We start from the raw sequence: 18,983 nt of genomic DNA on the forward strand, positions 1-18,983 counted from the left end.
CATGACAAAACGCAAAACTGCCCTGACGGCTTTTGCCGCTGGCCTTTTCACCCTGACTGCACTTTCAAGCGCAGCCTTGGCAAAAACCAACCTGACCATTCTGGTGGATAATGCCTCGCACACGATTGCCATTTCCGAAGCTTTGGCGACGGCCTTTCAGGAGAAAAATCCTGATGTCGCGATAGACATCGAGGCGCGCCCCGGCGGCGGGGAAGGCGACAACATCGTCAAGACCCGGCTGGCAACCGGCCAGATGACCGACATTTTCTGGTACAATACCGGCTCGCTGCTGCAGGCATTGGCACCGGAGCAGACACTTGTCGATCTCAGTGCCGAACCGTTCATGGACAATGTCGCTGACAGCTTTAAACAGGTGGTGACGGCAGGTAGTGGTGTTTACGGCGTACCAACCCGCCCCGCTGAGGCCGGTGGCATATTCTACAACCGCAAGATCTACGAAAAACTTGGCCTGTCGGTTCCGACGAGCTGGGCAGAATTCATGAGCAACAACCAGAAGATCAAGGAAGCGGGTATCCCCGCCGTTATCCAGACCTATGGTGAACCCTGGACAAGCCAAGTGTTGCTCTTGGCTGACTTTTACAATGTGCAGAAGCAGGTGCCGGACTTTGCCGAGCAATATACCGCAGGGACGGTGAAATTTGCCTCTACCCCTGCTGCCGTGCGCGGTTTCGAATATCTCAAGGAAGTCTCCGACGGCGGGTTCTTCAATGAAGATTTTGGCGCTGCGCGCTACGAAGATGGTCTGCGTATGATCGCCGAGGGCGAGGGCGCCCATTACCCCATGATCACCTTTGCCATTCCGGCACTTTCTGATGGTTATCCTGACCAGATCAATGATGTCGGCTTTTTCGCATTGCCCGCCGCCAAGGCTGAAGACACTGGCCTCACCGTGTGGATGCCGGCTGGTTTCTACATTTCCAAGACATCGGCCAATATTGATGTTGCAAAGCAGTTCCTCGCCTTCGTTGCAAGTCCGGAAGGATGTGCAGCGCAAAGCAAGGCCGTGGCGATTAACGGCCCCTACCTGATCAAGGGCTGCACGCTGCCTGACAATGTCGTGCAGTCGGTGACCGATCTTCTGCCCTATTTTGAAAACGGCAAAAATGCCCCGGCGCTGGAGTTCCTCTCGCCGATCAAGGGACCGATCCTCGAGCAGCTGACGGTGGAAGTTGGCACCGGTATTCGCCAGCCAGCCGATGCTGCAGCACTTTATGATGAAGATGTCCGCAAGCAAGCACAGCAGCTTGGTCTGTCCGGCAGATAAATGCCGATAATCCGGTTGCTTCGGCAGATTTGCCCGAGGCCACCGCCTTTGTCTCTGGAGTCCTCATGGTCGCATCTGCTGTTTCAACCCTGACCACGCGTCGGTCGTCCTATCCCGGCTGGTTTTACCTGCCGGCGGCGGTCATCTACGGCGTGCTGTTTCTTCTGCCGACATTTGCATCTTTCTACTTCAGCCTCACACGCTGGAGCCTGTTCAGTTCAAGCTTTATCGGTTTTGAAAACTTCATTCAGTTCTTCCGCGAACCCTTTCTCATTCAAGGCCTCGTTAACACCATCATCTATGCGGTGATCACCTCAGGTCTCAAGGTTGTCATTGGAATGTTGCTGGCGGTGATGCTGACCAGCCAGATCATGGCGCGTGGACTGTTGCGGTCACTGGTGTTTTTCCCCGTGCTGGTGTCGACCATCGGTGTCGGCATTACCTTCACTGTTCTGATGCACCCCACACAGGGGGCAATCAATGAAGGTCTGGCGCTGTTGGGAATAAAAGGTCCTGGCTGGCTGACAGACCCCAAGCTTGCATTGTTCTCAGTTGCGCTTGTTGATGTCTGGAAGGGCGTGGGTCTTGCAACTGTGATCTATATTGCCGGCATCGTGGCCATTCCAAAAGACTACTACGAGGCGGCGCGCATCGATGGCGGCACCAAGCTGCAGAACTTTTTCTACATCACCTTGCCGCTTAGCCGACCTGCCACGGCAACCGTCATCACGCTGTCCTTCATCGGCGGACTTCGAACCTTCGACCTGATATGGGCGATGACAAAGGGCGGACCGGGCTTTGCTTCCGATACCATCGCCTCGGTGATCTACAAACAATACCAGTCAGGCTTTTTCGGACTGTCGACGGCGGGCAATGTGGTGCTGTTTATCCTGATTGCCATCCTTGTTGTTCCGATCACAATCTTCCTCAATCGCAGGGAGGGACATCAGTGAAATCCCGCGCTTCCACCATTGGCGGCATTGCTGCTCTACTCATCTCCTTCGTCGTTTTTGTCATCCCATTTGCGTTCATTGTGCTGATGGCATTCAAGGACAGGCGACAGGCCAATCTGCTGGATTTCTCCTGGCCATCAGGGTTTCATCTGTGGGACAATTTGGTCACGGTGATCACCACGCGAAACTGGATGCTGGTGACCGCTTTCATCAACTCCACCATCCTTACCGTTACCAGCGTGACGCTGCTTGTCGTGTTCGGCGCTATGGTCGGTTTCGTCCTGGCGCGTCGCAAAACCCGCTGGAACCCGTTGGTGGAGTTCCTGATCCTTGCCGGATTGATGATCCCACCTGCGGTGGTACCAACCATCTGGCTGCTGCAGGGTTTGAAACTATTCGGTACGCTGCATGGCATGGTGCTGATTGAGGTCGCCTATAACCTGCCTTTCACCATCATCCTCTACCGCGCCTTCATTGCGACCATTCCACGCGATCTGGATGAGGCAGCGATCATCGACGGTGCGCGGCCGCTGGATGTGTTTTTCAGGGTGATCCTGCCGCTGTTATGGCCAGTAACGGTGACCAATATCGTGGTGCAGTCGGTTGGTATCTTCAATGACTTCACGAACCCCCTTTATTACCTGCCGGGCAACGCCAATGCGACGGTTCAGCTGACGCTCTACAATTTCCAGAGCCAGTTCAACACGTCCTACAATCTCCTCTTCACCAACATCGCGCTGATTACCATTCCGCCTTTGGTCGTCTTCCTGTTTTTCAACCGTCAGATTGTGGCAGGCATGACCGCCGGCGCCGTCAAAGGATAATTTCATGGCTGGTCTTTCTCTCAAATCCATCCACAAACGTTACGGCGAACTGCCCGTCATCAAGGGTGTGGACCTGTCGATCAAGCATGGTGAGTTCGTCGTTTTCGTCGGCCCGTCCGGTTGCGGAAAATCCACCCTGTTGCGCATGATTGCCGGTCTTGAAGACATCAGCTCGGGCGAACTGCATATCGGCGACAAGCTGTGTAATGATGTCGAACCGCGTGACCGCGGAATTGCCATGGTGTTTCAGTCCTACGCGCTCTATCCGCATATGAGTGTCTATGACAATGTCGGTTTCGGCCTAAAGCTGGCCAGAACTCCCAAGGATGAGCGCGACCGCAAAATCCGTGAAGCCGCACGTATCCTGAAGATGGAACACCTGCTGGATCGCAAACCGGGCCAGCTGTCAGGCGGCCAGCGCCAGCGTGTTGCGATTGGTCGTGCAATCGTGCGGCAGCCGGAGGTGTTTCTGTTCGATGAGCCGCTGTCCAATCTTGATGCGGCCTTGCGTGTCGATATGCGGATGGAAATTTCCAAGCTCCACAAAGAGCTTGGCGCGACGATGATCTATGTCACGCACGATCAGGTCGAGGCGATGACACTGGCTGACAAGATCGTCGTGCTGGACGCTGGTGTCGTGCAGCAGGTTGGATCGCCGATGGAACTTTATCAGCGCCCCGCCAATCTCTTTGTTGCCGGTTTCATTGGCTCACCGAAGATGAACTTCGTGCCGGTACGCGTCGACAAAGTAGAGGGCAGCCGGGTTACGGTCAGCGGACAGGACGTCGTCAAGCTGACGGTCGAAGCCGACGCACGCTCAGTGAAGACCGGTGATCAGCTGACGCTCGGCATTCGCCCGCATGACCTTGCTCCTGCTTCCGATGGTTCCATCGTTGGCCGGATCGGTCTGGTTGAGCGGCTTGGCAATGAGACGATCGTCAGCTTGGAATTGCCATCCGGTGCTCTGTGGCTTGCCGTGCTGGACGGCGACCAGCCTCTCAAGCGCGGGGAAAGTCTGGCGCTAAGTGCTAACCCGACCAAGGCTGTGGTTTTTGATAGCGCTGGCAAGTCGCTGCTGGCAGATGTCGGTTAGGTGAATTGCAGTTCGCGTAGCGTTCTCCAGATCAGGAAACACCGGTGTTGTATGCCGGTGTTTCTATTTTTGGGAGGGTAAGGTTCAATCAGGACACTATCGGCATGATCAATTCTGAAGAGCTAGCGTTTGCCTTGACGAAACACCACTTATCGATTTGAAACCGGATAGACCATTGTTCAAGCCGATCGCACCGACGCGGCAAGGCGATTTCGAAACTGGTGATGTCATCAATTGCCAGAAGGCTTGAAAACTACCGACAGGGCAAATGTAATGTTTACGACCAAGACGATTGAGAACACCGCCAAGGCGTCGTTCTACCGCGAACTGAACAGTCAGCTGGAAGGGCTTCTGCATGGCGAGCGCGATTTCATCGCCAACGCAGCCAATGTTTCCGCGCTAGTTTTTGGTCTCGTACCGGATCTGAACTGGGCTGGGTTCTATTTCCTGAAACAGCAGGACGAACTGGTTCTCGGTCCCTTTCAGGGCAAGGTTGCCTGCGTGCGTATTCCGGTTGGCAAGGGTGTTTGCGGCACCGCAGTTGCCGACGCCAAGACACAGCTTGTGCCTGACGTTCACGCTTTTCCAGGTCATATTGCGTGCGATGCGAATTCGCGTTCGGAACTGGTGGTGCCGCTGGTCAAGGATGGGCGCATTCTCGGTGTGCTTGACCTCGATAGTCCGCTGCCGGGTCGCTTCGACCTGGAGGATCAGGCAGGCTTTGAGACACTCGCCGCACTCTATGTCGCGGCAAGTGATTTCTGATCTGTCAGCTTAGCCTTCAATCTACCGCGACCATGACGTCTGATGCCTTTATAACGGCATAGGCTTCACCACCAACCACTAGACCCAATTCGTTAACAGCGGCATTTGTGATGGATGACGTCATAACAACGCCATTGCCGATATCAAAGCGCGCATGTGCGGTTGTCGCGCCCTTGGTTACTTCCACGATTTTGCCCTTCAGGGTATTGCGTGCGCTGATCTTCATGAGTTTCTCCAGCTATGCTGAACCCAGTCGTAGCTGTTGCGTAATGAGAAACCGAAGTAAAGTTTTCACGCCCTAACCTCGCCTCAGGAACAAACACCGCGCGACTGCAGTTGAACCCGAGGTCTGAAGCAGGTCTTCGAGCGATTGTTACGGGTGCGTCCATGAACAGAGACAAGCTCTCTACCTACAAGCAGAAGCGTGATTTCAAGGTGACCAAAGAGCCAAGCGGTTCGGGTCGTCCGGAGAGCTCAAATCGCCTGCGTTTTGTTATTCAGAAACACGATGCGACCCGGTTGCATTATGATCTGCGACTGGAATTGGATGGGGTTTTCAAATCCTGGGCAGTGACCAGAGGCCCGTCGCTTGATCCGCGTGACAAGCGTCTGGCTGTCGAGGTAGAGGACCACCCACTTGAATATGGTGACTTCGAGGGCACCATTCCCAAAAAACAATATGGTGGCGGCACTGTCATGTTGTGGGATCGAGGCTACTGGGAGCCGGAAGGCGATATGACAGCCGAAGAGGCTTTAAAAAAGGGTGACCTGAAGTTCACGCTGGAGGGTGACCGTCTGCATGGCAGTTTTGTGTTGGTTCGCATGCGTCATGATCGAAACGGTGGCAAACGCACCAACTGGCTGCTTATCAAGCACAATGATGACTTTTCCGTTGAGGGGGACGGCGCCGCCGTTCTCGACAATAACATGACGTCGGTCGCCTCCGGCCGTTCCATGGAAACAATCGCGTCTGGCAACGGCAGGAAACCCAAACCTTTCATGATGAAGAGTGGCGATATCGAAGCCGATGCTGTCTGGGACAGCAATAACGGCCTTGCTGCAGACAAACGAAAGTCAGCATCTGTTGGTGCTCAGAAATCGGGCCGTCAAAAATCAAAAATCCCGGCTTTTGTGCCGCCACAACTTTGCCAGACCTTGACGCGGCCGCCTGCAGGCAAAGGCTGGCTGCACGAAATTAAGTTCGACGGTTACCGCATTCAAATGCGGATTGAAGATGGTGAGGTAATCCTGAAGACCCGCAAAGGTCTTGACTGGACAGAGAAGTTTAGTGCCATTTCCAAGGCCGCGTCCGGCCTTTCTGATGGTATCATCGATGGGGAAATCTGCGCCCTTGATGATCATGGCGCACCGGATTTCGCGGCACTACAGGCAGCACTATCCGAAGAGCAGACCGGTGGCCTTGTCTACTTTGCGTTTGATCTGTTGTTTGACGGCGAGCAGGATATTCGCGACCTGCTACTGACCGAGCGTAAACTACGGCTGGAAACTCTGCTTGCTGAGGCCGATGCTGACACACGCTTGCGTTATGTCGAGCATTTTGAAACCGGTGGCGATGCGGTTCTGCGATCCGCCTGCCGTCTTTCGCTTGAAGGTATCGTGTCGAAAAAAAGTGACGCGCCCTATCGTTCCGGGCGGACTAACAGTTGGGCGAAATCCAAATGCCGTGCTGGCCATGAAGTTGTCATCGGTGCCTATGCCACAACCAACGGGAAATTCCGCTCCCTGCTGGTCGGTGTCAATCGTGGCGATCATTTTGTTTATGTCGGCCGGGTGGGCACGGGTTACAGCGCCAAGGTCGTGCAAGAAATTTTGCCGAAATTGCGGGAAATGGAGACTTCAAAGTCTCCCTTTACCGGCGTAGGTGCACCGAAACAAAGCGCTGATATCGTTTGGCTAAAGCCAGAACTTGTCGCGGAAATCGAGTTTGCCGGATGGACTGCCGACGGGCAGGTGCGGCAGGCTGCCTTCAAGGGACTGCGGGAAGACAAACCCGCGGCAGAAGTCGAGGTTGAGATGCCTGCAAATCCGCAAAAATCCGATGTGCCTGAACCACAAAAGGGCAAATCAGCTCGGCTGGCCAAAGGTAAAAAGGCGGAGGTCATGGGTGTGATGATCTCACATCCTGACAAACCGCTGTGGCCGGATGCGGGAGATGGCGAACCGGTAAGTAAGCTGGCGCTTGCGCATTATTTCCAGTCTGTCGGTCCGTGGATGATTGGCCATCTCAAGGGACGCCCATGTTCGATATTGCGGACACCTGATGGTATTGGTGACGAGCAGTTTTTCCAGCGCCATGCCATGCGCGGCACATCCAACCTGCTGGAACTTGTGACAATCAGTGGCGACAAACAGCCATATCTGCAAATTGACCGCGTTGAGGGACTGGCGGCGATTGCGCAGATTGGTGGCACGGAACTTCATCCGTGGAACTGTGATCCTGGCCGTATCGAAGTGCCTGGCCGTCTGGTGTTCGACCTTGACCCTGGTCCGGGTGTCGAATTTTCCGCAATCGTTGCTGCGGCGAGAGAAATTCGCGATCGGCTGGAGGAGGTGGGGCTGATCGGTTTTTGCAAGACCACCGGCGGCAAGGGCCTGCATGTCGTGACACCACTTGCTGCGCCCAAAAGCTCTGGCCCCGACTGGGACGATGCCAAGGCCTTTGCCCGTAATCTTTGCGAACAGATGGCCAGCGATAGTCCGGAACTCTATCTGACCAAGATGGCCAAGAACCAACGGGATGGCCGAATTTTTCTGGATTACCTGCGCAATGACCGCATGGCGACGGCAGTGGCTCCGCTATCTCCACGCGCTAGGCCGGGAGCGACGGTTTCCATGCCTATGACGTGGACTCAGGTCAAATCCGATCTGGATCCCAAACGTTTCACCATCCGCACAGTGCCGGGCCTGTTGCAGAAGACCTCTGCCTGGCAGGATTATTGTGACAGCGAACGTTCACTTGCACAGGCCATAAAACGTCTGGCGAAGATCAAGGCCATATCTCCGGAGTGAGATGTGGATCGGTCGGTACATTATTTTCGTGACCGTTTTTCTCCTGCCAGCGATTTACGCAGTGCATCCATGATGTTGATGACGTTGTCGGGCGGTTCCACTGCCGGCTTTTTTGTTTTGGTTTTTGAGGTCTTTTTCAGTGCTTTTTTGCGGCTTTCGATAATGTCGAGCAACCGATCCTGCACGGGGTCAATGACCATTTTTGCATCCCAGTCACGGGTCTGTTTTTTGATCAGTTTCCGAACGAGAGACAGGGTGTCGGGCTCCGGTTTTTCATTATCGATGCCATCAAAGTAGCTTTTTTCATCGCGCACCTCGTCACCATAGCGCAAGGTCCACAACACAATGCCTTTACCTCTGGGTTCCAGCATGACAGCACGCTCGCGCCGGGAGATGACCAGCTGTGACACGCCGACCATTTTTCGCGCTTCCATCGCATCACGAATAACTGAAAAAGCTTCCTGACCAACCGGTTCGTTTGGCGACAGATAATAGGGCGTGTCCAGCCAAATCCAGTCGATACTGTCTCGTGGCGTAAACATAGAAACGTCTATCGTCCGGGTACTGTCTAGGGCGACATTTTCCAACTCGTCATCCTCCAGCATGACGTAGTCGTCTTCACCGCGGGGATAACCCTTTACCTCATCCTCCTCTTTCACCGCTTTGCCGGTTACAGAATCAACATAATGGCTGACAACGCGGTTGCCGGTGGGTCGATTGAGAGTGTGAAAACGGACTTTGTCGCTTTCAGATGTCGCTGGCACCATCTGCACCGAACACGTCACCAGTGACAGCTTGAGATAACCTTTCCAATAAGGGCGAATGGCCATGGCAATCTCCGTTTAGCTTGCTCGCCGTGTTTTGCTGGCGGTGCGTTTGGGCTTCGAGGCAGTCTTGTCTGCTTTCTCTCCGGTGTCGGCTTTTTTTCCTCTGTTGGCGTTGGCCGCAGACCGTTTGTTTGTGACTTTGCCTTCGCCCATACCTGCACTTTCACGGAGTGCCTTAAGCAGGTCGCCTGGCTTTGACGCGACCGGTGCTTTGCGTTTTGGTAGCGACCGACCTTCAATCTTGGCCTTAACCAGTTCGGTTACTGCCGCCTCGTAACGATCATCGAATTTGCTGACGTCAAATTTGCCTGTCTTGGTGCCGATGATGTGTTCGGCAAGCTCCAGCATCTCGCCTTCGATCTTCAGATCGGGCAATTCTTCAAAAGCCTCTTCCGGGGAGCGAACTTCGTAATCGAAATTGAGCGTTGAGGCGATCAAACCGTCATGGTGAGGACGAATGAGGACAGTCCGCAGGCGACGGAACAGCACGGTGCGGGCGATGGCTGCGACGTTTTCTTTTTCCATGCCTTCACGCAACAATGCGAACGCTTCAGCTCCCATTTTCTCGGGTGCCAGGTAATATGGTTTGTCGAAATATACATTGTCGATCTGCGAGCAAGGTATGAACGCCTCTATCGTCAGCGTTTTGTCGCTATCGGGAATGGCTGCTGCCACTTCCTCCGGCTCAAGGACGACATAACGCCCGTCATCAATTTCATAACCTTTGACCTGATCGTCACGCTCAACAATATCCCCGGTTTCACCATCGACAAATGCTCGACGTACCCGGTTTCCGGTTTTCCGGTTGAGCACATTAAAGCTGATGCGGTCTGCCGACGACGCGGCGGTATAGAGTGCTACTGGACAAGACACTTCGCCGAATTTGATGAAGCCTTTCCAGTTCGCGCGCGGGGAAACCATATGCTTGTCCTTTCAGACTTTGGCAATGTGGTTCAACAGCGCAGCATGGATAAACGTTCCTTGTCGAGCGCAATCATCTGCAGAATTAGATAAGATGGGTTAATGAGCAGAACTTGGTTTGCCCCTGACTGAATTGATGAAGCTGAGGATCGCAATCACAACACCACCCAGAACGATGCCGAGAATTGCCTGCAATACGGAGGCAGTGAGCCAGCCAAGAACACCCGGAAGCACAGGGGTTCCGTTTTGCACGGCGTGGGTCGCCTGCTCGATGATGTGTTCCGGCAGGTGAAAACCGAGGCCGGCAAGGCCGTGCACAATAATACTGCCGCCGACCCACAACATAGCTGCCGTGCCAACCAGCGCCAGAACCTTGAGAAAAACCGGAACGCCTTTTACGAGGCCTTCGCCAAACGAGCGCACAAATGAGCGGCCGGTCTTGGCCATATGAAGTCCTATGTCATCGGCTTTGACGATGACGGCGACCACGCCATAGACGGCAACGGTAATGAGAATGCCGACACCCGCCAATACGGCCGCTTGCGTGTACATATCAGACGTCGAAACTTCTGCCAGCGTCAGCGCCATGATTTCAGCAGAAAGAATAAAGTCGGTCCGTATCGCGCCGGAGACCTTCTGCGCCTCCAGTGTGGCCTGATCAACGATTGCGCCAGTTGAAGCCATGTCATGGGCCGCATGCGGGAAAAATGCCCCATAGATTTTTTCGGCGCCCTCAAAGCATAAATACATGCCGCCAATCATCAACAGTGGCGTTATCAGGAATGGCGCAAAATATCCAAGAAGCAGGCAAATCGGTAGCAGGAACAGCAGCTTGTTTCGTAGTGAACCAAGCGCAATACGCCCGATGATGGGAAGCTCGCGGCTTGGCGAAAGCCCAATGACATAGGCTGGCGTGACGGCGGTATCGTCAATGACCACACCTGCGGCCTTGACACTTGCCTTGGCGGTCTGGCCAGCAACATCGTCGAGAGACGCAGCGGCCAGCTTGGCTATTGCTGCGATATCATCAAGAAGAGCAATCAGGCCAGTCGCCACGGGTATTCTCCATATTTGCGGGGGTTGGTTGAAACAATCAGCGGGATTTAGTAGACACCGGCAGTTGTAGAGAGCCTGAGTGTTTCGGGCAATCGGAAACAGGCGTGCAGCTGCCAGATTTTTCCCTCTATCGAAGCAAACGTGGCTTTGGGATCAGGCGTTTGAAAACGTTGCGCTTTTTATGGTGACGGCCGAGATCGACGTCGCTGACAAGCTTCGCACCGCCTTCCCGTCGTTCCAAGACTACCTTCCTGCTGTGAAAGGCCTCCAGCTCGGCCCGATGCGCGACACTCAGGATCGTTGCGTCAGGCAATTCATCGATCAGCGTCTGCATGATCTTGTCCTGGCTTTTTTCGTCCAGTGCGGAAGTTGCTTCGTCAAGCACGATGATATCCGGCCTGTGAAGCAGCAGGCGCGCAAATGCCAGGCGCTGTTTTTCGCCACCAGACAAGGTTTGGTCCCAAGGGGCGTCCTCTTCAATCTTTGCGCCCAGATGGCCCAGTCCCACCTTGTCGAGCGCCGATTTTACCTCATCAAGTGGCCATTCATCCGATGCGCCGGGATAGGCAACAGCACGACCCAGTGTTCCCGAGGGGATATAGGGGCGTTGCGGCAGCATGAACAACCGTTTACCGGGATGCACGTCGACGCTTCCTTCACCCCATGGCCACAGGCCGGCGATGGTGCGTACCAGCGTGCTTTTCCCGGAGCCGGACTCGCCCGATATTAGGACCCGTTCTCCCTGGTTTATCAGGACTTTGGTCTCTGTGACGACAGCTGTGCCATCGTTCAGCGATACAGAGAGATCATTGAGGCTGAGAATGGCCTCGCCCTGAGTGTCGCCGTGTTTAACCCGGCCGACCGCGTCGCTTTTCTCGGCGCGTTCCAGTCCATCGAGCGACACCATCAGCGATGCCACACGCCTGGCACTGGCATTCCAGTCTGCGAGTCGGGGGTAGTTGTCGACCAACCAGCCAAATGCACCCTGCACAATGGCAAAAGCCGATGCCGCCTGCATGACCTGTCCCAGCGACATGCTTCCATCAAGAAACTTCGGTGCGCACAACAGAATTGGAACGACAGGTGCAAACAGGCTGGACACCTGCGACACCAGTGTTGTGCGCATATATTGCCGGGCAATCAGTGCCCATTGATGAAGCACATGGGAGAAGGTTTTGTTGAGGTCGCTGCGTTCTTCTTCTTCGCCGCCCAACAAGGCGATACTTTCACCATTTTCCCGGATACGTGTCAGCGTATAACGGAACTCGGCTTCCGCCTGGTTTTTCACTTCCGAAATCCGCACAAAATTGCCTGCAATCACCACCATTGAGGTCGATGTGATGGTGGCATAAAGGATCGCGGTAATGACGAGAAAACCGGGGATGGTGACGGTGGTTCCGGCGATGGTGATGGTCAACGCACCACCAATGGTCCAGAGAACAACGATGAAGGTGGACGCAGACAAAAATGCAGAAACGACGCCAGCGACAAAATCCACGGGCGCCTCGGTCGCAATCCGCAAATCTTCAGACATGCGTGCTTCCGGGTTTTTGTGGTCGCCGCCTATCAAATTGAGCTGATAGTAACGACCGTTCGCCAGCCAGCGATTGATGATCCCTGTTGTTAGCCAGGAACGCCAACGGCGCTGTATCTTCATACGGAAAAATACCTGGATGACGACCAGCGACATGCTGCCAAACACAAGCGGTATGAAGATAGCACTCAAGAAGTAGACGGTGCTAGCGTCGCGTTTTTCGATGGCATCGAAGAGGTTTCGGTTCCACACATTGATGCCGTACTGAAAAACGACATTGGTGCACAGCAAAGCCACCAGCACGATCGAAAATGGCCAGGCAAGCTTTTCACCGCTTCGGCTCCAGAAACCACGCGCGCTTTCCCAAAAACGGGACAGCAGATATTTGCGACGTGCCTTCTCTTTTTCTTCGGCTGTGAGTTCCCGTTCTGGCAACGGAGCATCAGGTGTTGACGCGGCACTTGTGTTCATTCTTCGCCTGCTCAGTCTTTGTGAAATAGGTTGTTGTTGCCGGGGTAGACCTTGGCAGGCAGTTTCAGGGCGGTTTCCCATCAAATGGTCGCCACTGATCTTGGTTGAAGGGTTTTTTGGTAGATGGTACTGGCGAGATGGCGCGTGTCATGGGTGAACGCTTCCATGGTCCAGCTGCATATGTTTGAGAGAGTTTTCTACGGTTTTTATGTCATCGGCCGTAACAACCGGAATGGGGTCTGAAGCAATGGCCTCCAGCACTTCCGGCGAAAGTCCGCCATTGCGCATTACCCACTCCATCGCTTCGCGGGTTTCCCGCTCGGCACGCAACTGCGCGTAAAGCGCGAGGATCAAACGATCTCTGGCATCAAAACGTTTGTGGCTGGTTTGTTTGGCAACTTTCGTCATGGTTCATGTCTCCGGTATCTATTCCACAGTTCGTTGGTCATGCTGTTGATCTTGAGAGTGGAGATAGGACCCAGCCCGGATGTGTTTGTTCCCTGTTCTGCTTTAACAGCCAGACACGCTCATGGTTCCCTAAGGGAGGCTTGAATAGAAATGGCGTGACATCAGGCAATGGTTAATCTGTCAGAATTCAATCTGAATACGATTGTCAGCGATAACTGTTACTAGAGACGGTATTGGACAAATATTGATATTCGTCAAATTTGACACGAGCATTTCCAGCGTTCAAATTCATGTTGAGCACGTCAACCGCAGTTTGCAGAGTAAGAAATCTTGAGCCCAGCGAATGTTGAGCATCATATTATTCGTTCATCGCAACTGAGCCGTGAGAACAATTACGAGTATTGGCGAACAGGCATTGCCAGCCTGTTTGATGCCACTCCCACGGATAATGATTTCAATACTTTCAGTGCCGATCTGGCGACCTATAATCCCGGCCAGTTCCTGATCGGCAAATCGTCGGCGAGCCCGCAGCAGTTTCATCGGTCCGGTGCCCTGGTATCCGCAACTGCGGTCGATCACCTTTTGGTGCAGTTCTACGTGAAAGGCGAGTGTTCGTATAATGCGGATGGGGGTTACGGTAAGGGAGTAACGGGCGACATCGTCTGTTTCGATCTCAGCCGCCCGATGCAGTCTTACGCCAGCAATATGGACATCATCAGCCTGGTCATTCCACGTCAGATGATGCGGTTGATGCCAAAAGTTGTTGATAATCTTCACGGCGCGCGCGTTGAAGGTTCATCGACACTTGGGGTCATTCTCAGCGATTACATGCTGTCTATCGCACGGCGTGCGCCGACATTAAGCCAGACGGAGGGGCAGCTTCTGGTGGAATCCACATCTGCCTTGTTGTCCAGTGCATTTACCGGTGCCGTTACCACGCGGTTCGATACGCTGACGCATGTAAACCTGCAAACGATCCAGACATTCATCGAGCGCAACCTGACAAACTTGTCTCTGTCGACCGATATGATCATGTATCAGTTTGGCTTATCGCGCTCTGCGCTTTACCGGCTGTTTGAACCGGTTGGTGGAGTTGGTGAATATATCCGAGAGCGTCGGCTCAAGCTGGCGAGATTGAAACTGGCATCGGTCGGGACCGGCCGTGGAGCAGTGGCGAAACTTGCCTATTCCTGCGGTTTTTCCAATGAGGACACCTTTTCCCGCGCTTTTCAGCAATATTTCGGCATTCGCCCCAGTGAGGCCATTCGGGATATCGGCGCTGCTGCGCAGCTGAAAAATATGTTGGATGGTGATGCCGATAATTGGATGCATAACTGGCTCGACAAATTGCAGATGCGCCAGTAATCCAAAGTCCCCTCAGGGTTTCGTACAATAAAAAACAGGCATGTGGGGCAGCTTTATTCGCAGAGGTTGTAGGCGCAAGCCTTTGAATTGTTGGCATGATATCGGTTGATCCGACATTATATCCCAATCTTCCCTCATATCGTCCCAACCCGGTTTCACCGGGTTTATTTTTGGTGGCTCAGAAGGCACGACCTTTTCTCGATTGAGGCGGGAACCTAATGCCGGTCGCAATCATTATGCACGTCGGTGTTAGAAGGCCAGTTTCACAGCGCCCAACACCAGTCATTTCCTGCAAGGGAAAGACATGAGAGTCACGGTGCTTTTGATGGGAAAAGCACAGGAAAATGGGGATGTGCCGTAAGAATGCATATGTCAGATCAGGATCCAATATTGCTTCACCTCCACAGCGAATTTTCACCGGTGATCGTGCTTGCCGATTTTGAAAAGGCCGACCGCGCAGTGTGGTCCTTCAAGCGGGAACTGGTTGAGACGGAACAAAATTTTCTCTGGTTTTGCGATGACCCGTCTGAGGCGGCTTCTGAGGCGGCAGATAAAAGCATCCGGCAAACCAATCGCCATCCAGAACGATTTTTCGATTGGTTTTGGCAGTAAGACAAGGTCTTGTCAGGCGGGAGTATTCGTCAAGCCACGAAGAGGGTTGGCGGCCAACCCCTTGGCGTGAGAGGCTCCCTCATCAGAGCAGGCTTATCAGCTCCTCAAAAGACAGTCTCTGGAAATTCGGCTCGACATATCGTCGATGTGTATGAATGAACCTGCCGTTGCAAAGGCAAGTTGCGCTGATCGTGTGATCAGGCATGCAACGAAGACAGCCAATGGCTGTCTTCGTCAAAAACAAACAGGTTGCTTATGCAGCCTTGTTGTCACCGTCGAAATGGCCGCACCAATCGCTACCGGTTACGACCGGCCACAGGCCACGCGCATTGGCGTCTGGCTGCGAAACCGGTGGGTTGAAACGACAGAGGCCAGCGTCTGCGGCAACTGTACCAGCATTTGCGGCGTGGTCTTCATAGAACGAGCAGGCTTTGCAGGACGCTTTGTTCGACATGTGTAGTTTCCTTCTTTGTAAAATTACGCAGAAACATGAGATTGATACTCATTTTTTCTAGAATGATTCTAAAGTAGGATTTTCCGTTTGGCAATCTGTGCGCGCAATTTTTTGCCACGAATGTTTAAGTCAGTGGTGCAGCGAGAGAGGTTTTTCGCTTCTCAAAGCGCTGCAAAACAATAACAAGCACGCGTTTTTGTGCGCTGTTGACGTGGAAAATATCGCGGAAAATGCTGTGCACCTACGTGCTAAACATTCTACATTTCGAATATTATTGGACGTTTATTGGCCAGTTTTTCTAATGCACATATGTGCAATGTGTCATTTGGCTGTCATGTGATCTGCCTATGGTCGCCCCGTGAATACGAGAGGGCGCCAAGATGGTGGACATAAGGCACGTAGAAAAAGATGCACGCCTTGCATCGGGCAATGCGCCATACAGACGGTTGCGACATCATCTCACGGTCATAAGCCATGAGCCGGTAATGTTCATCGGCATTGCTTTGGCTGTCGTGTTCCTGCTGTTGATCCTCGCGCCAGTCATTTCGATCCTCGTCAATGTGGCTATTGTGCAGATTGGCGATGCTGCGCGCACTCGAGCTCCGGAAGGCGCATTCACCCTCTATTATGTGACGCGTGCTTTCGTCTCGCGCATGTCGAGCATCCTGCTGTGGCAGCCGATGTTGAATACCGCCTCGATTGCTATTGGTTCTATTGTTCTTTCCATGTCAGTTGGCGGTGTACTGGCCTGGCTGGTCAACCGCACAGAGCTGCCGGGACGTCGCTGGTTTGCGACGGCACTGATCATTCCGTTCATGCTGCCGACCTGGACGCTGGCGCTTGCCTGGACCACAATTTTCAAGAACCGCACGGTTGGCGGTCAGCCCGGTTGGCTGGAGACGCTTGGTTTTTCAACGCCGGACTGGCTGGCTTATGGTCGGTTACCGATGATCATTATCCTGTCGTTGCATTATGCGCCCTTCGTCATTTTGATCCTGGGCAGCGCGCTGCAGCGTCTTGATGCCCAGCTGGAAGATTCCGCACGTATTTTGGGTGCCAGCCGTCGCCGCGTGGCATTTCAGATTGTGCTGCCGTTGATGCGCCCCGCACTTTTGTCCTGCGGACTGCTGATCCTTGCCGATTGTATCGGAGAATTTGCCGTGCCTTACGTGCTTGGCCTTCCCGTCGGTTTCGACACGCTTTCGACTTCGCTCTATCGCGCAATCTCCACGCGGCAGACCGGCATGGCCGCAGTGATGGCCGCGGTCATCATGGCGATTGGTGTGGTCACACTCTACATCGATACCAGAATGATGCGCGAGGCGCGCCGGTTTGCGATCATCGGTGGCAAGGGAGCGATGGATCGCCGCCGTCCGCTGGGGCGCTGGCAGATGCCTGCCACTATTTTCACGCTGGCATTTTTTACCGTCGGTGTGGTGATCCCGCTGCTGACCTTGTTTCTGTCGACCATCATGCGTGTGCCGGGTCGTTTCTCGCCCGAAAATTTCACCTTCGATTACTGGATCGGCGCCAACCTCGACACCGTTGCCCTAAGAAACGGCATTCTGATGACGCCGGAATTCTGGAGCGCTGGCCTCAATACCCTGGTGATCATTGGCGTGGCCTCACTTGCATCCGGTGTTCTCGGCCTGCTGGTCGGGTATGTAGTCATTCGCAGCCCCTTTGCCGCACTTGGTAATTTCCTGCGCCAGATTACGTTCCTGCCATATCTGGTGCCAGGAATTGCGTTTGCAGCTGCCATCCTGACGCTATTTGCGGTGCCGCGTGGTCCGCTGCCAGCGCTATACGGTACGTCGATTATCCTTATTCTCGCACTGATTGCCGATCAGATGCCATTTGCCTCGCGGTCCGGCATTGCGGCCATGGCGCAGCTGGGCAAAGAGCCGGAGGAGGCTGCTCGCATCGCGGGTGCCGGTTGGTGGCGTCGTATGTTCAGCATCGTGATGCCGATCCAGAAACGGGCGCTGGCCAGCGCAATCCTGCTGCCATTCATCTCCGGCATCAAGGGCGTCAGCCTGTTCATCATCCTGGCCGTGCCGGCAACCGATGTCCTGACCACCTATTCGCTGCGTCTCGTTGATTACAACTACACCCAGGCAGCCAATGCCGTGGTGCTGATGATCGCGTTCTTGGCGCTGTTCGGCACCATTCTTATCAACCGTCTCACCGGCAATGGCATTGCCAAGGGACTGGAGAGCTGACATGCCCGATATCACCCTGACCAATGTCACCAAGAATTACGCTCGCCACGGCAACGCCGCCGTCGAGGGCCTGAACCTGACTATCGCAGATGGCGAGTTCATGTGCCTGCTAGGACCATCGGGTTGTGGCAAGACCACGACATTGCGCATGATTGCGGGCCTTGAACATCTGAGCGACGGCGAAATCGCCATTGGCGATAAGCTTGTGGACAGTGTTCCGGCCTCCGCCTTTGTGCCGCCGGAAAAGCGCGGCCTCGGTCTGGTGTTCCAGAGCTATGCGCTCTGGCCGCATATGACCGTGGAGCGGAACATCGATTTCGGGTTGCGCCTGCGCAAGCTGCCGGAAGCGGAGCGTCGCGCCAAGGTCAATGATGTGATGGAAAAGCTGCGCATCCGCGATTACGCATCGCGTTATCCCGCGCAGCTATCCGGTGGCCAGCAGCAGCGCGTGGCATTGGCGCGCATGCTGGCGGTTAATCCCGGCATCCTTCTTCTCGATGAGCCTCTCTCCAATCTCGATGCTGCGCTCAGACTGGAAATGCGCGCCGAATTGCGTCGTCTGCATGAGGAGTTTCGCACAACAATCGTGTTCGTCACCCATGACCAGTGGGAAGCGATGACGCTTGCCACCACCATTGCCGTGATGAGTGGCGGGCGTTTGCAGCAGTTCGGTGCGCCCGATGATATCTATTCACGTCCGGTCAATCGGTTCGTTGCGGAGTTTATCGGCAATCCGCCAATCAACATGATCGCTTTGGACGGAACACCAAGCGGTGATGGCTTTGCCGCCCGCCTGTCCGAGAGCCTTGACTTGACGGGCGCAGCGTCGATCGGACTGCGGCCTGAGGAAATTTCCCTGTCAGAGACGTCAAACGCCGTGCCACTTGGCGCGTTGCGGCTTGAAAGCATCATGCCGACCGGTGGCAGTTGGATCATCGAACTGTCCCTTGGTTCAGAACGACTGTTTCACTCTACGCACAGCAGGCCAACCGCAAAGCAGGGTGACATCATCAGCTGTTTTGCGCGCCGCGAGGGTCTTTACCTGTTCGATGCTGCTGGCCAGCGTTTCGATACGACCGAAATCCGCGCCCCAAGCGCGGCACACCCAGCCGGAACCGAGCGTCCGGCACTTCTACTCGCATAACCTCACGAAAACATCTTTG

17 protein-coding genes and 1 pseudogene are annotated in these 18,983 nt (G+C 54.3%); 11 read left to right on the forward strand and 7 right to left on the reverse strand.

The annotated features are described in order from the left end of the window. The first annotated feature begins 1 nt into the window (after position 1). From M2418_RS19745 to M2418_RS19770, 6 genes and pseudogenes are all read left to right on the forward strand, one after another. Entirely contained in the window at positions 2–1,285 is a 1,284-nt protein-coding gene (locus tag M2418_RS19745; protein WP_259148712.1) for an ABC transporter substrate-binding protein, read from the forward strand. A gap of 65 nt (positions 1,286–1,350) precedes the next feature. Then, a complete protein-coding gene (locus M2418_RS19750; protein WP_192489807.1) occupies positions 1,351–2,238 on the forward strand; it encodes a carbohydrate ABC transporter permease in 888 nt (295 codons plus the stop codon). Then, positions 2,235–3,062 (forward strand): carbohydrate ABC transporter permease, encoded by an 828-nt coding sequence (locus M2418_RS19755; protein WP_250984441.1) that lies wholly within the window; start codon positions 2,235–2,237, stop codon positions 3,060–3,062. Before M2418_RS19750 ends, M2418_RS19755 begins: the two co-directional genes overlap by 4 nt. Positions 3,063–3,066: 4 nt before the next feature. Beyond that, the gene (locus M2418_RS19760) at positions 3,067–4,155 is read left to right on the forward strand and encodes a sn-glycerol-3-phosphate ABC transporter ATP-binding protein UgpC (RefSeq protein WP_310503216.1); all 1,089 of its coding nucleotides are present in this window, start codon (positions 3,067–3,069) and stop codon (positions 4,153–4,155) included. Positions 4,156–4,285: 130 nt separating this feature from the next. Next, a pseudogene (locus tag M2418_RS19765) lies at positions 4,286–4,405 on the forward strand (tRNA (N6-threonylcarbamoyladenosine(37)-N6)-methyltransferase TrmO); the annotation flags it as partial. 23 nt (positions 4,406–4,428) lie between these two features. Then, positions 4,429–4,920, forward strand: coding sequence for a GAF domain-containing protein (locus tag M2418_RS19770; protein ID WP_259148713.1), 492 nt, complete (start codon positions 4,429–4,431; stop codon positions 4,918–4,920). Positions 4,921–4,936: 16 nt separating this feature from the next. On the opposite strand, the gene M2418_RS19775 is transcribed toward M2418_RS19770, so the two are convergent. Then, on the reverse strand, positions 4,937–5,146 hold the full coding sequence (locus tag M2418_RS19775) for a molybdopterin-binding protein (RefSeq protein WP_259148715.1): 210 nt from the start codon (positions 5,144–5,146) through the stop codon (positions 4,937–4,939). Between the two features lie 161 nt (positions 5,147–5,307). Between M2418_RS19775 and ligD the strand changes: the two genes are divergently transcribed. Then, a complete protein-coding gene (gene ligD / locus M2418_RS19780) occupies positions 5,308–7,950 on the forward strand; it encodes a DNA ligase D (protein WP_259148717.1) in 2,643 nt (880 codons plus the stop codon). Positions 7,951–7,970: 20 nt separating this feature from the next. On the opposite strand, the gene M2418_RS19785 is transcribed toward ligD, so the two are convergent. From M2418_RS19785 to M2418_RS19805, 5 genes are all read right to left on the reverse strand, one after another. Beyond that, positions 7,971–8,780: a Ku protein gene (locus tag M2418_RS19785; RefSeq protein ID WP_250984444.1), complete on the reverse strand. Its 810-nt coding sequence runs from the start codon at positions 8,778–8,780 to the stop codon at positions 7,971–7,973. A gap of 12 nt (positions 8,781–8,792) precedes the next feature. After that, a complete protein-coding gene (locus M2418_RS19790) occupies positions 8,793–9,698 on the reverse strand; it encodes a Ku protein (protein WP_250984445.1) in 906 nt (301 codons plus the stop codon). Positions 9,699–9,797: 99 nt separating this feature from the next. Next, positions 9,798–10,754, reverse strand: coding sequence for a DUF808 domain-containing protein (locus M2418_RS19795; RefSeq protein ID WP_259148720.1), 957 nt, complete (start codon positions 10,752–10,754; stop codon positions 9,798–9,800). A gap of 127 nt (positions 10,755–10,881) precedes the next feature. After that, positions 10,882–12,840, reverse strand: coding sequence for an ABC transporter ATP-binding protein/permease (locus M2418_RS19800; RefSeq protein ID WP_259148722.1), 1,959 nt, complete (start codon positions 12,838–12,840; stop codon positions 10,882–10,884). A gap of 66 nt (positions 12,841–12,906) precedes the next feature. Beyond that, positions 12,907–13,167 carry a hypothetical protein gene (locus M2418_RS19805; protein WP_259148724.1) on the reverse strand — a complete coding sequence of 87 codons (261 nt, stop codon included), beginning with the start codon at positions 13,165–13,167 and terminating at the stop codon, positions 12,907–12,909. Between the two features lie 330 nt (positions 13,168–13,497). Here M2418_RS19805 and M2418_RS19810 point away from each other — a divergent pair, with 330 nt between their 5' ends. Then, entirely contained in the window at positions 13,498–14,532 is a 1,035-nt protein-coding gene (locus M2418_RS19810; protein WP_259148725.1) for a helix-turn-helix domain-containing protein, read from the forward strand. A gap of 369 nt (positions 14,533–14,901) precedes the next feature. Continuing rightward, positions 14,902–15,144: a hypothetical protein gene (locus tag M2418_RS19815; protein ID WP_250984450.1), complete on the forward strand. Its 243-nt coding sequence runs from the start codon at positions 14,902–14,904 to the stop codon at positions 15,142–15,144. A gap of 253 nt (positions 15,145–15,397) precedes the next feature. On the opposite strand, the gene M2418_RS19820 is transcribed toward M2418_RS19815, so the two are convergent. Beyond that, on the reverse strand, positions 15,398–15,598 hold the full coding sequence (locus M2418_RS19820; RefSeq protein WP_250984451.1) for a hypothetical protein: 201 nt from the start codon (positions 15,596–15,598) through the stop codon (positions 15,398–15,400). A gap of 380 nt (positions 15,599–15,978) precedes the next feature. Between M2418_RS19820 and M2418_RS19825 the strand changes: the two genes are divergently transcribed. Together M2418_RS19825 and M2418_RS19830 are read left to right on the forward strand one after the other, a co-directional pair. Beyond that, on the forward strand, positions 15,979–17,820 hold the full coding sequence (locus M2418_RS19825) for an ABC transporter permease (protein WP_405049454.1): 1,842 nt from the start codon (positions 15,979–15,981) through the stop codon (positions 17,818–17,820). A 1-nt stretch (position 17,821) separates the two neighbouring features. Continuing rightward, positions 17,822–18,964, forward strand: coding sequence for an ABC transporter ATP-binding protein (locus M2418_RS19830; protein ID WP_259148728.1), 1,143 nt, complete (start codon positions 17,822–17,824; stop codon positions 18,962–18,964). The last annotated feature ends 19 nt before the right edge of the window (positions 18,965–18,983 follow it).

It is taken from the genome of Rhizobium sp. BIGb0125 (assembly GCF_024810055.1).
GTDB lineage: Bacteria > Pseudomonadota > Alphaproteobacteria > Rhizobiales > Rhizobiaceae > Agrobacterium.

Coding starts and splice junctions, on each gene's coding strand:
- M2418_RS19745 (WP_259148712.1), top strand. CDS start 2: ATGACAAAACGCAAAACTGCCCTGACGGCTTTTGCCGCTGGCCTTTTC.
- M2418_RS19750 (WP_192489807.1), top strand. CDS start 1,351: ATGGTCGCATCTGCTGTTTCAACCCTGACCACGCGTCGGTCGTCCTAT.
- M2418_RS19760 (WP_310503216.1), top strand. CDS start 3,067: ATGGCTGGTCTTTCTCTCAAATCCATCCACAAACGTTACGGCGAACTG.
- M2418_RS19770 (WP_259148713.1), top strand. CDS start 4,429: ATGTTTACGACCAAGACGATTGAGAACACCGCCAAGGCGTCGTTCTAC.
- M2418_RS19775 (WP_259148715.1), bottom strand. CDS start 5,146: ATGAAGATCAGCGCACGCAATACCCTGAAGGGCAAAATCGTGGAAGTA.
- ligD (WP_259148717.1), top strand. CDS start 5,308: ATGAACAGAGACAAGCTCTCTACCTACAAGCAGAAGCGTGATTTCAAG.
- M2418_RS19785 (WP_250984444.1), bottom strand. CDS start 8,780: ATGGCCATTCGCCCTTATTGGAAAGGTTATCTCAAGCTGTCACTGGTG.
- M2418_RS19790 (WP_250984445.1), bottom strand. CDS start 9,698: ATGGTTTCCCCGCGCGCGAACTGGAAAGGCTTCATCAAATTCGGCGAA.
- M2418_RS19800 (WP_259148722.1), bottom strand. CDS start 12,840: ATGGGAAACCGCCCTGAAACTGCCTGCCAAGGTCTACCCCGGCAACAA.
- M2418_RS19805 (WP_259148724.1), bottom strand. CDS start 13,167: ATGACGAAAGTTGCCAAACAAACCAGCCACAAACGTTTTGATGCCAGA.
- M2418_RS19815 (WP_250984450.1), top strand. CDS start 14,902: ATGTCAGATCAGGATCCAATATTGCTTCACCTCCACAGCGAATTTTCA.
- M2418_RS19820 (WP_250984451.1), bottom strand. CDS start 15,598: ATGTCGAACAAAGCGTCCTGCAAAGCCTGCTCGTTCTATGAAGACCAC.
- M2418_RS19825 (WP_405049454.1), top strand. CDS start 15,979: ATGGTGGACATAAGGCACGTAGAAAAAGATGCACGCCTTGCATCGGGC.
- M2418_RS19830 (WP_259148728.1), top strand. CDS start 17,822: ATGCCCGATATCACCCTGACCAATGTCACCAAGAATTACGCTCGCCAC.